9 protein-coding genes are annotated in these 12,349 nt (G+C 54.0%); 1 reads left to right on the top strand and 8 read right to left on the bottom strand.

The genetic code is table 11. From position 1 onward, the window contains the following. The 8 genes from ESZ91_RS07380 to ESZ91_RS07345 all read right to left on the bottom strand — a co-directional run bounded on the left by ESZ91_RS07380 (nucleotide 1) and on the right by ESZ91_RS07345 (nucleotide 11,340). Nucleotides 1-1,755, bottom strand: coding sequence for a coiled-coil domain-containing protein (locus ESZ91_RS07380; RefSeq protein WP_129225684.1), 1,755 nt, complete (start codon nucleotides 1,753-1,755; stop codon nucleotides 1-3). Nucleotides 1,756-1,772: 17 nt separating this feature from the next. Beyond that, nucleotides 1,773-3,044, bottom strand: coding sequence for an AAA family ATPase (locus ESZ91_RS07375; RefSeq protein ID WP_129225682.1), 1,272 nt, complete (start codon nucleotides 3,042-3,044; stop codon nucleotides 1,773-1,775). Between the two features lie 10 nt (nucleotides 3,045-3,054). Continuing rightward, nucleotides 3,055-6,249: a glycoside hydrolase family 3 C-terminal domain-containing protein gene (locus ESZ91_RS07370; RefSeq protein WP_129225680.1), complete on the bottom strand. Its 3,195-nt coding sequence runs from the start codon at nucleotides 6,247-6,249 to the stop codon at nucleotides 3,055-3,057. Between the two features lie 27 nt (nucleotides 6,250-6,276). Then, entirely contained in the window at nucleotides 6,277-8,889 is a 2,613-nt protein-coding gene (locus tag ESZ91_RS07365) for a leucine-rich repeat domain-containing protein (RefSeq protein WP_129225678.1), read from the bottom strand. After that, the gene (locus ESZ91_RS07360) at nucleotides 8,876-9,583 is read right to left on the bottom strand and encodes a hypothetical protein (RefSeq protein ID WP_129225676.1); all 708 of its coding nucleotides are present in this window, start codon (nucleotides 9,581-9,583) and stop codon (nucleotides 8,876-8,878) included. Before ESZ91_RS07360 ends, ESZ91_RS07365 begins: the two co-directional genes overlap by 14 nt. A 134-nt stretch (nucleotides 9,584-9,717) precedes the next feature. Next, on the bottom strand, nucleotides 9,718-10,260 hold the full coding sequence (locus ESZ91_RS07355) for a flavodoxin family protein (RefSeq protein WP_129225674.1): 543 nt from the start codon (nucleotides 10,258-10,260) through the stop codon (nucleotides 9,718-9,720). Then, complete coding sequence (locus ESZ91_RS11835) at nucleotides 10,253-10,840, bottom strand: DapH/DapD/GlmU-related protein (RefSeq protein WP_129225672.1); 588 nt, start codon at nucleotides 10,838-10,840, stop codon at nucleotides 10,253-10,255. Before ESZ91_RS11835 ends, ESZ91_RS07355 begins: the two co-directional genes overlap by 8 nt. Before the next feature lie 2 nt (nucleotides 10,841-10,842). Continuing rightward, nucleotides 10,843-11,340 (bottom strand): cyclophilin-like fold protein, encoded by a 498-nt coding sequence (locus ESZ91_RS07345; protein ID WP_129225670.1) that lies wholly within the window; start codon nucleotides 11,338-11,340, stop codon nucleotides 10,843-10,845. Nucleotides 11,341-11,454: 114 nt separating this feature from the next. Between ESZ91_RS07345 and ESZ91_RS07340 the strand changes: the two genes are divergently transcribed. Then, a complete protein-coding gene (locus tag ESZ91_RS07340) occupies nucleotides 11,455-12,336 on the top strand; it encodes a LysR family transcriptional regulator (protein ID WP_129225668.1) in 882 nt (293 codons plus the stop codon). Nucleotides 12,337-12,349: the final 13 nt, after the last annotated feature.

Raw genomic sequence — 12,349 nt, 5'->3', positions numbered from 1 at the left:
TCATTCGCCGTCTTTCTTTTCCGCCGAAGAATGCAAAAGTTCCGCGCGGATCTGCTTTTTGGTCTTTTTCCATTCTTCCTTAAAAAAGGTTTTGAAAACTTTATACTGCCGTTCGAGTTCGGCGAACTGTTCGCGGGAAGTAAAACTATCCGACTCGGAAAAGCGCCCGCATTCCTTTTTCAACGCGTTGAGCCGCGCCTCCGAAAGCGTCTTTTCCCGTTCCAGAAGTTCCGCCTGCGCGTGCAGGCGCGCGCGCTCTTCTCTCTCTTTTTCCAGCGCGTCCTTCGAATTGCCGATCTGTTCCAGTAAAGCGGCGGCGCGTTCTTCCGTCCGCTGTTTTTCCGCCTTTGCCGCCTCTTCGTAGGTTTCCGCAGTCTGCCGCAAAATTTTGTCGGCAGACTCTTTCTGTTCCCGGAGCGCGCTTTCATGCGCAATAAGCAGGCGGGTTTTTTCCGCTTCGCGCTCCTCTTCGGCGGTACAAAGGCGGTCTTCCCACTCTTTTGTCAGCGCGCGGATCTCCGTCTGATGGGAGATAAGCAGTTCTTCGTTGCGCTTCTTCCGCGTTTCCGCGAGCGCGGAAACTTCTTCGATATTTTGATGCAGAAGCCCGATTTTATCGTGCAGGGTTTCGATCTCCGCGCGGGCGGCGATCAACTGCAATTTGTCGTTTTCGAGCGCGCGGAGCCGCTTTTCCATGAGCAGCATGTATTCTTTTTCGCCCTTGCCCGATTCTTCTATCCGCCGTTTCAGGCTTTCAAGTTGCCTGCGCTCACGCTCTTGATCCTCGCGCTTTTTCGCCTCTTCCTGCTCGTCGTAATTTTTTTGCAGGTATTCTTCCAGTTTCAAACCGTGTTCGTACGTCAAAAACGAACTGAGTTCGGCAATTTCGGCAAATTCGTCCGCAAGCCCTCGTTCGAACGGGTGCAGGGATACTTCGTCCTTTTTTACGGTGAAACCGTCCTTTTCATAGGAAGTAATAAAATAATACAGCCGCATCGCGCCCTTGAAGTTTTTGTTCATTTTCAAGACGTTCGTTTCGGTGATCGGCGGTTTGAGCATAGGCGCTTTCGCCACGAATTCCATCAAAGGCAGCGAAAGATACAGCAAAACGGTCTTCAACAGCCCGTCGATACGGTCGACCTGCTCTTTTGCGGAATGATTCGCGGCAAGGTACGCGTCGTTTCTTTTCTCCTCGTCCAGAAAAATTTCGAACCGCAGTTTACGGTCGTCCGCTTCCACCGATTTTTGCATGGACAGACTGCCGCTGTACGTGCTCGTAAGCGCCACGATCTTTTCGTAGCGGTAGGCGATAAAATCGCGCAGATAGCACAGCAGCATATATAAAAACCTGTTTTCGTAGACGGCGTAATCGGTCAGCCGTTCCACGGTAAAAAGTCGGTCGGGAATGATATCCTCCCCCTCGCCCCGATCTTTCGTGAACAGATTGCTGTGGCGGGCGAGATGTTCCACCGATTCTCTGGAAACGCTCTTGACCTTTTCGATATCCTGCACTTCGCCGTTGGAACGGATGAACTGCCGCTCTTCCGCGATGGCTTTGCCGATAAAGACGAGCCCCTCTTCGATGGCGTCTATCCAGTCGTTTTCCACTTCGCATTCCGTGCGTACGACTTGCAGCCTGTCTGCGTCGGCGTTGGCGCGGGAAACCGATCTGCGGGCCCTCTTGCAGTCCCGCTCCTCTTTCGTATTCTTTCTGTAATCGGTAAACGCCCGAAACAATCGATCCAGTTGCCCCATCTCGCCGTCCTCTCTCTTTACGCGCTCCTGCCCAAACGGCGCACGATCTCTTTACATTGCGATAAGTTTTCTTCCCCGAAAAGTTCGTCCATGTATCTGCACAGGTTTTCCGCGTTGTTGCGAAGATATACGGGATTCTGCATGCCCAGTTTGCGCATCACTTTCTTCGCCAGGATATCGTCCAGCGCGCTTAATTCTTCTCCCCCGCACGCCACGTACGCGGGAACGTATCTCTCTATCTGATAGCGGATCCGGTTTCCGAACGTCACGCGGAAATGCTCCGTCATGAAATCGTCCAGTTGCCGCAAGCGGCGGCGGTTCCGCTCCGTCAGTCCGTATTCTTCCTGCGCCTCTTTCACAAGTTCCTTAAATCGCTTTGCCGTGATCTTCACGCTTTCAAACCGTTCCGCCGAAAACGCCTCCGCCTTTTTATCCAGATCCAGCACCATCGCCCTGTCGTATACTTTATCCGAGATCGCGAACGTCGAATCGTCGTTGTTCGCCGTACCGATGAACCACATGTTTTCAGGCAGCCGCACGTGGCCGTCTTTCAGTTGTTTCGGGTCGTTCTTCCACTCGTCGCTCACCACCGTCAACAGCCGTTCTTCCGCATTCGGCAGTTCCAACAGCGACAAAAACTCCGCAAAATAATATTCCACGCGCGCGATGTTCATTTCGTCCAGCACCGTGATATAGATCTGCTCGCTGTAATTCGCCTCGTATATCTTTTTCAGCAAGTCCGTTTCGTTGAATCGCTTGGTGAATTCGTTGTAATAGCCTATCAGGTCCGTCCTTTCTTTCCACATGGGCTGTACGGGGATGACCGTCGAGGTGTTCCCCAGAAACTCGCCGAACGCGAACGCAAGCGACGTTTTGCCCGTGCCCGACATTCCCTGCAATATCAGGATATGCGATACCGCCATGCCAGCGATAAAGCGGCGGATATCCTCTATCTCGTAATACAATCTCAGTTTCCCCGCGGCATAGTCGCGGAACGTTTCGCAGAACTCTTTCAAGCCGATGCGCCCGTTGAACTCCCCGCCCGCATAGCGCGCCTTTTCCTCGTCGATTCGGCACAACCCGTCGAACCGCCTGCGGTTGGTCCTTTTCGGTTCTGTTTTGGTTTGTTGGGGAAGTTCGCCGTCGGCCTGCACGATCTTCGGGGCTTTGGATTCCCCGACCATGAGAAACGCGATCAAAAGTCCGATCAGGGCCAGCAACACGATCAGATAGACGACGATCGCGTACCAGGAGGAAAAAAACTGCGCAAAACTCAGAAAATTTACCATATCCGCTCCCTCAAACCTGTAAATTTTCCAACGTTTTTTTACATTCGGACACGTCCTCCGCGCCGAAAATATGTTCCAGCCCGCGAACGAAATCTTCGGGCGCGCGGCTTTTCAGGGACGTCATCAGAACAGCCGCGGCGGCGCAGTCGAGCGCCTCTTCCTCGCCGCTCCCGCAGGCAAGACAGGCGGAAGAAAACTTTTCCAACCGCATCCACGTCTTGTTATCAAACTTGGCGCCGACGAATTTTTCCAGTTGATCGATTTTTTTCCAACCCTTGTCCTCGTCGAGGCAGAAATCGTTCCTGCCCGCTTTGGAGAGCGCGGCAAACTGATAATAGTTGAGCGCGCCCGCGGGCACTTCCGCCTCCGTTTCGGTGCATTCTTCCCAATCGAGATCGACGACGCAGGCGTTATCGGGAATATCCGCGCCGCGTTCTCCGCAAAGCGCGAATACAAACCATACGTTGGAAGAATGAATCAACCCGACTGCGCTTTTCGCCGCGCGCGCGGGATTTTCTATGTAAAACTGAAAGGGCGCGACGACGGACACGATCTGTCCGACGGCGCCGCTGTATGCGGCCACGTGCACGACGTGCCTGCGCGATGCGGCGTCCTGAAACGCCCGCGCCGCGTTGGAACGCACTGCGCCGCCCTCTTCCGTTTCGCCGCATTCGTGCAGATATATGCCGCTGCCGAAATAATCGGAGAGTATCTTGAAAAATTTGGGCGGCAGTGCTTTGCCGCTTTGCAAAACGACGAGGCGGGACGCCGAAAACGCCGCCAACAGTTTGCGCGCGCCTTTCGTTCCGATCGTGATGCCACGTTCAGAAAAAAACGCCGCCATCTGTCCGCATACCGCGGGAAACGTGACCGACGCGTCGCAAAATTTGAGCGCCTCCGCGCTTTCGTCCGTTTTGGCATCCTCCGAAGATCCCGCCTTTTCCTCGCTTTGCGGCGCATCTTCGAACAATTTTTCATAGGAAAGTTCGGACGCAACTTCGCCCTGCGCGGCGAGGCACCCCGCCGACGCGGGCACATACGCCCCTTTCGCCCGTTTCCGCTTTATGAGCGAGACGATCGCCACGACACCGCCCGCCAAAAAGATCGGCGGCGCGACAAATATAAGCAGAAAAGGAAGCACGGTATTGAAAAACACCTCGCTGTCGCTGCCTACACGACAGACTCCCAACAGGGTGACGAGCAGCGCAAGGGAAAACCCGCTTCCCATGAGAATGAGTCCCCTATTGAGCAATTTTTTCCAGCGGCGCGGTTTGACCACGGGACCGAGCGTATAATTTCCCGCAAAGATATTGGTCAGCGACGGGATATATTCGGTAATATGGCGCCCGTCGGGCACGAGCCGCCCGCCTTTCACGTACACGGTAGTTTCCAGCCGCACGTCGAGCGACGACGCGGCGATACAGACGCGGTACATGCCGTCCTCTACGGCAAATCCGCCGTCGTTATAGACGGCGAGAGAATCGCGCGCGACGGGAAAGGAGAGCCGAACGCTTTCGCCCGCGCGCAGAAATACTTTTTGAAAGGCTTTGAGTTCCTTGCGGGGGCGCAAGACAGCGGATTCGTCCTTGCCGATATACATCTGCACGACTTCGGCGGCGTCGTATTTGCCCTTATTGCGGAGCGTAAACGTCGCGTTGCCGTTTTGTATCGTAAGGTCGGAATAGCCGAAACGCGAATAACCGAGCCCGAACCCGAAGGGAAAATCGGGATGTTCGCCCGCCGCGTCGTAGCGGCGGTAGCCGAGAAAGGTCCCCGCTTTGCATCTGCCCGCTTTTTTATCCTCTGCAAACGCAGCAAAGCGCGCGTCGGTATCGTTATACCGCGTCGAGGCCAGTTTGCCCGAAGGCGAAACTTTCCCCGAAAGAATATTCAAAAGCGCCTCGACGCCGCGTTCGCTCTTCGTATCCGCCATCAAAAGGGCCGATACTCTCTCATTGAAAGACAACTCCAAAAGATCTTCGGGCGACACGACGGCAACGATGTTGGGATTGACTTTAAAAAGCGCGTCCGCGAGCGCAAGGCGGTTGGCGGGAAATTTCGCGCGCGCGTACGGTTCCGCGGTTTCTCCTTCCGATGCGTGACGCAGAAATACGAGCACGGCATCGGCCTTTTCCGCAAGTTTGCAGGCGTACGGGATCTCCTCGTCGCTGCGCGACTGCCCCGTCTGATAGCCCTCCGCGAACCCGACGCATTCAAAACCGCCGTACGCTTGCAGGCTCTCGTAAAACTCGCCCGCGGAATTGCCGTCGGGATGTCCGACGATCGCGACGCGGCATCCCTTTTTCAAAGGCAAAACGCCCTCGTTTTTCAAAAGGACGGCGCTCTCTTCCGCCGCACGGAGAGCGAGATCCTGCTCCGCCTCTGCGCTTGCCTCCGTCTTTAACGCCCTGCATTGCATCATCAGATCGATCGCCCTGTCCACGGAAGAATCCAACTCGACAGGACTGAGTTCCTTTTTGCCGTCGATATCGCGTTCCAACGCCGATCTCAACGTATCCCGATCGCCGTCGGCCAGGATATTTCCCGCGTTCAGACATTCCGCGTCGCGCCCGAGATCGGCGCGTTCGGCAAGCACAAAACCGATCGATTCCTCCCGATGCAAAAATTCGTCGATCGCGGCGACGTTCGCATCGGCGTAAGTCCCGCTCACCTTTGTATAAGAAAACGATACGGCGTTTTTCGAATTTTCCATGACGCGCCAGGGCGCGAGAAAATATTCATACAGCGCGCGGGCGTCGAATTCTTTGTCGAGCGCCGCGATATCCGTTTCGCGCAGGGATACGCACGACAGACAGGGCGTCACGCCCGCGGAACGGACGCCGCGGCAAACCGAATCGGCGATCTTTCCCGCCAGATACGGATCTTCGGAGATTCCCTCGCAGAACGGATCGCACTGCACGCCGAGCCGCGGCGTATAAAGCAGGTCGGCAAGATCTTTGCGCGCAAGAGAAGCGTATCCTTTCGCCGCCTCTTCCCAAAGAGCGGGATCCCAGCAATTGGCGAGCGCCGCAAACGAGGGATAAGGCGATCCGTGATCGGCGTTCGTCTTTTGCATTTCCGCAACGCGGACGGACGGAATGCCCGCCTCTTTCGCCCAAGCCGACGAAAACGCCTGCACGGACGCCGCAAGCGACAACTTTTGTTCGACGGTCAGATGATCTATGATAGTTTGATATTTCAGCATAAGTTCTCCCACATTAAATCGTATGCGTCAATCCGTTTCGTCCAACGTCTTATATACTTTCTCCGCGTAAAAGGCGACGAATCCGAAATTTTGCGATGTTTTGACGATCGGCAGATCGCTCAGGTTATACACCGTCTTTAAACGCGAACAATCCAGAAACGCCTGCGATTTGATGTCCGTCAGCGTTTCGGGCAAAATGATCATAGGCAGCGAATAACAGCCGCTGAAAGCGGCAAAACCGATACTCTTCAACCGATCGGGCAGGGTGACGCTCGTCAGAGAGGAACATGAATGGAACGCGCCCTCTTCCAAATCAGTCAGGTACGAGCCCTCTTCGAAAACCACGGTGCGCAGCATAGGGCATTGAAAAAAAGCGTATTTTCCGAGTTTGCGCACGGCAGGCGGAATAATCACGCGGTTCATCGTGTCGTCTTCCCGGAACAGATGATCGGGCACGCTGTACACCGAACTGATAACTATGCCCATTCGCGTAACGGCGTCGGGAAGTTCCTGCACATATTGCCCTTTCGGATATCCTACCAAAAACCACTCGCCGTCGAAGTCGGCGAACGTATAACCGCCCGATTCGAGCCTTTTCGCAAAACTTTCCCCCGCGCCGTATATTTTCATGGCATACTCCGAAACTCTCCCCACGATCGCGGGAACGGAAAGGTCGAGGCGGCTCTCGTTAAGCACCTCGTACAGCCGATAACAGCCGCTGAACGCGTCCTGCCCGATACTTTTCAGCGGCGGCGGAAGGGTGATCCGACCGAGAGATATACAGTTGGCGAACGCATTTGCGCCGATGGAAACCAAATTCGTCGGAAATTCGAACGATGAGAGCCTCCTGCAATTCATGAACGCGCCTTGCCCGACTGATACGACGGTATAGGGAAGATTCACGGACACGAGGCTGTCGCAATTGGCAAAAACGTAGTCGTTCAGCATTTCGATCGGCCCGCTGACCGTTACAACTTTTAAATTGTAGGGCGTGCCACCGAAAATGTCGCTCAGCATACCGTTTTCCGAATTTTTGGTATTGCCCAAAAAAGGAAGGGTGAGTTCGTCGATGGAATGGCAGTTTTCGAACGCGTTCATGCCGATATATTCAACGCCCGAAGGTATACGAACGGAAGTCAGCGCATCGCAGCAGGAAAAAGCATAGTCCCCTATTTCCCGCAGATCATCGCCCAGGAGAATATTTTTGAGATCATAATTATTGTAAAAGGCAAAAGGCGCTATGATTTCCGTTTCGGAACAGTCAAAATATTCGATACGGGTTGCCCCGAAAGCGTATTGCCCGATCTCTCGGACAGGTGGAATTTTGATCTCCGTCAATCCCCTGCAATTATCAAATGCATGATCGCCGACGATTGGATCCCCGATCTCTCCGATCTCGACCGAATTCAAATAAAGATCGGCGCAAAAATTTTGGGGGATCGCATCGATGCTCCCGATCTTCAGTTTGCTTACGTAGCACTGAGTCCCCCACGGGTTGCCGAACAGAGAAGAAAGCGTCACGCTGCGCCCGATCGTTTCGGGGAAATTTTTGAGTTCCAACGTCTGGATATTTTGCGTGCCTTCGAAGATCGTTTCATTGTAGGAATACTCGATCGTCTGATCGATCGTGACCGTATGTAAGTTATAGCAGGAATCGAACGCCCTGCGACCGATCGAGAGCGGTTTTTGTGCGTTTTGGATGAAAACCTCCTGCATGTAGGAGCAACCGAAAAAGGCGGAGTCCCCGATTTTCGAAAGGTTTTTTGCCCGAATATACTGCAAATTATCGCAGTTCTGAAAGGCGCGATCTTCTATAACAGTGACCTGTTCCAGATCGACGGATCTTAAATAACGGCAATTCGCAAAAGCCATGTAACCGATGCGAAGGCTGCCTTGCAGCGTTACGCTTTGCAATTCGTAATAATTTTCGAAGGCGCGTTGGGCGATTTCCGTAACGGGATGCCCCTCGATGGAATCGTAAACGGTAATGCTTTTGCGGCTGCCGTGATATCCCGTCACGATCAGTTCGCTGTCCTCGTCGTCGGGATCGGATACAAAAGTATATTTGACGCCTTCCTTCAAAAAAGTATAAGCGTGGATTTTGAAATCGTGCAGGCGGACGCAGGTAAATATCACGAGCGCCGCGAGCAAAAGGCAGAAAAACACACCGATCCAGACGGGATAAGCGGGCCTTCCGACGCGCGCGTCGAATTCTTTGGTATGCTTCGTGCGGACGGGGGGAGCGGCGCGCTCCGCCTGCAGCGACGAAACGTATTCTGCGGCGACGCCGCCCTCGACGGCGGAATAGAGATACCTTCCGTACCGCGCGCTTTTCAGATCGGCTTTAAAATCGACGCAGTCCTCCGATACTTCGATTTTGGGAAGCAGAAAATCGGCGTTCGCCGCCGCGCACAAGCCGTCGAACGAATGCGCTTCCTTTCCGATCTCCGCGCCCGCAGCGTCACGGAACGTGATCGTCATCCGCATACCGTCGAGCGTTTCGCCGCGTCGGTTGCACCATTTCAAAAGCAGATATTTTTTTCCGTTTTCATAAAAGAAAACAAACTCTTTCAAGGGGAGTTCCGCGTCGCTTTGCGTATAAGCGTAGGCGCCCTTTGCAATGACGTCAGGATTGCGCACAGCCGTTCCCCCTCTTCTTTTCTCGGTTTTTCAGTTTTACGGCGACGAGCGTAAAGATAATATTGCAGACGACGATGATCGAACAGAACAATTCGAATTCATCGGTATAGAAATCGGACACGAGAAAACTCTCCGCAAACAGCCCGCCGAAAGAATATGCCAGGCAAGCCCGTAAAGCCAAAAAGCCCAGTGCTTCCGTGAGGACGCACAAGGCTGTAAAGGCAAGCAGCAGGCTCTTACTGATTTTACGCACTGCATGATGATCGAACAGGATCCCGTCCGCTTCGTTGATGAGCAATGAAACGTAACAGGTCTTTGAGGGAAGATCCACTTCCCGCGTATATCCGGCGCGTTCGACGAACTCTTTGACGCGGATACCCTTGAACGCACGGCTTTTTTGATCGAAGAGCACGACGTCGTAATCGAGATATCCGACGCCCTCATCGATCTTGCAGATCAAACTCTTTTTCCCGTCCTTTTCCGACAAGATATACTTGCGGATATAAGGGCGGAGCGTACATGCCGGCTCGTATACGATGCTTTGACCGTTTTCACCGCGCGCGATCTTTAACCCGCGGTCGGCGGGCGTTCCGATACGATATCGGTATTTAATAAAAAATTTCGGTAAAACCACGGTATACAGCGCTACGAGTAAGGCGCAGACGAGTATGAATAGAAAAAACCACCCTACCATTTTCGAACCTCAAGTATAATCGGCAATTTTTATCGTTTGCCAAAACGGGGTAACGCAATCTGATCTATTCCATTGTATCACAATTTCATCATATTTGTCAATATGGTATCAAATTAAATACTTACCAATATTCCTTACCGCAGGGCTTTGCCCGTTTCGTAAGCCTGTACGGACGCGGCGGAGCCTTTCGCCTGCCCGATGCCGGTCACGCCCGTCGCACGCACGACGCCCGCAAGGCGCACGCCCGCGAAACAGTCTATCCAGCCCTGCACGCCCGACACCGCGCCGTCCATCGCGCTCCCGTCGTCCTCGGCGGCACTCGCGAGAAGGTAGACTTCGCGGAATTTGTTGTTTCGAGGAAACAGCGGATTCAGGCGGTCGAGAAAAGTCTTGAGTTGGCCGCTCATCCCGTAATAATACACGGGCGTGGCGAATACGAGCACGTCGGCGTTTTGCACGCTCTCGTACAGCGCGTTCATGCCGTCCTGCAATACGCAGCCCTCGTGATTCTGGCAATACAGACAACCGATGCAAAATTGTAACTGCATTTCACGGATATTCACTTTGCACACTTCGTGACCAGCGTCCCGCGCGCCGCGCGCAAATTCTTCCGCAAGAATGTCCGAATTGCCGCGCTCGCGCGGCGTCGACGATACGATAAATACTTTTTTAGCCATTTTTTGTTTTCTCCTCTTCGATATTTTTTATGATCTTCGCGGGAACGCCCGCAACCACCGCGCCCGCGGGAACGTCTTTCGTCACCACCGCGCCCGCCGCGACGACGCTGTTTTCGCCGAGAGTCACGCCCGCAAGTATGGTCGCGTGCGCGCCGATCCATACGTTGTTTCCGATGATGATGGGCGCGTGAAACATATTTTTGCGCTTTGCGGGGGCAAGGTCGTGGTTGAGCGTCGCCAGCACGACCTGATGCCCTATCAACACGCCGTCCCCCACGAATATGCCGCCCTGGTCCTGAAAACAACAACCCGCGTTGATGAACACGTCGTTGCCGATGCGGATATTTCTGCCGCAGTCGGTGTAGAAGGGCGGGAACAGCACGAACCCTTCGCAGATCTCTCTTCCCGTCAGTTCGCGAAAGAGCGCGCGGATCTCTTCCTGCGTCCTGTAAGCGCCGTTCATCTGCGACGTGATCTTCCGCGCGCGGTCGGCAAGCCTGTGCATGCAGTCCTGCGCTTCCGACGGAGATTCAATGTATCCGCGCGTTTCCATGCTTTTCAAAAATTCTTCGCAATCCATATTCAGTCTCCCGCAAGGCGCAGCGTCACGGTAAAATCTCCGCTCTGCGCCGCAAAAATCCCGATCCCGTCCCCTTCGATCTTGCCGAGATAGACGAGGTCGGAAGAATAGCCCGACGAATCGCGGTAAAAAATCGCTATGTTGCCCCAGGGCTTATAGATCGTCACATCCCCGATTTCGGGATCGCAGCCTTCCGCATCCGATAACGTAAAGGGCGGCGAAGGATAGGCGATCTTTTCCGCGCCCGCAAAATCGGAAAACGCGAGCGTCGTTTCGCCCTTTGCCAGCCTGTCGGCAAACTCTTTCGCGGCGGCGTTATCCGCAAGCGCCGCATAGATTTTCTCTCCCGAAACTTCCATTTCGACGCGCGCCGCATTGCCGGAATGCAGCCCGTCCAGCCAATCCTTGACGAGCGTCGAACCGCTTTCCCCTTCGGGCGCGCACGCCGCCGCCGAAAACGCAAACAAAAGCGCGAACAGCATTGACAAAATCACTTTCATTCTTTTCGTCTCCTCTGCCTCTATTGTATTTCAATGCCGATAAAATGTCAAATACTTATATTTTATGCGAAACCATAATTGACAAGCATAGATTTTCGTGCTATAATCCGTATTATGGAACTGAGGGAATTAAAGTATTTTCTGGCGGTGGCGCGAGAGGAAAACATCACGAAAGCGGCGGAACTCGTCAACACGACGCAGCCGAATCTTTCCCGCCAGATGCAGAAACTGGAAGAAGAGATCGGTAAGCCGCTTTTCGTGCGCGGCAGCCGCAGAGTGACGCTGACGGAGACGGGCATCCTCCTTCGCAAGCGCGCCGAGGAGATCGTCCATCTTTGCGAAAAGACGGAATGCGAACTCACCTGCAAGGCGGGGGAGATCAGCGGCGAAGTTTCCATCGGCTGCGGCGAATCGTATGCGGTGCGGCTGATCGCAAAGGCGGCGAAACGCACCAAAGAACTATGCCCCCGAATCGATTTCAATATATTCAGCGGGGACGGCGGAATTGTTTCCGAGCGTCTGGAAAGCGGGCTTTTGGATTTCGGCGTGCTCATCGACTACGCCGATCTGTCGCGATACGACTATCTGCGTCTGCCGCTCAAAGATACCTGGGGCGTTCTGATGAAAAAGGACTGCGCCCTCGCCCGAAAAAACGCCGTGACGGCGGACGATCTGCGCAGCGTTCCCCTCTTGTTTTCGCAGCAAGTCTTAAATAACCGCCAGCACGTCGCCATGAACTGGTTTTCCCAACGCGAGATCACGCCCAACGTGGCGGCGAGATATAATCTTATCTACAACGCGTCCCTGCTCGTCGAAGAGGGGCTCGGATATGCCCTCGGACTGGATAAGATCATCAACACGAGCGGCGACAGCAATCTTACGTTCCGCCCACTCTATCCGCGCGTGGAATCGCATCTGGACGTCGTCTGGAAAAAGTACCGCACTTTTTCAGGCGCTGCGGAAATATTTTTGGAACAACTCAAAAAATTTTTATAACGCCTGCGGTTTT

Origin of the sequence: Candidatus Borkfalkia ceftriaxoniphila, assembly GCF_004134775.1 — a bacterium.
GTDB lineage: Bacteria > Bacillota > Clostridia > Christensenellales > Borkfalkiaceae > Borkfalkia > Borkfalkia ceftriaxoniphila.
This window is presented reverse-complemented; position numbering and strand designations above follow the sequence as displayed.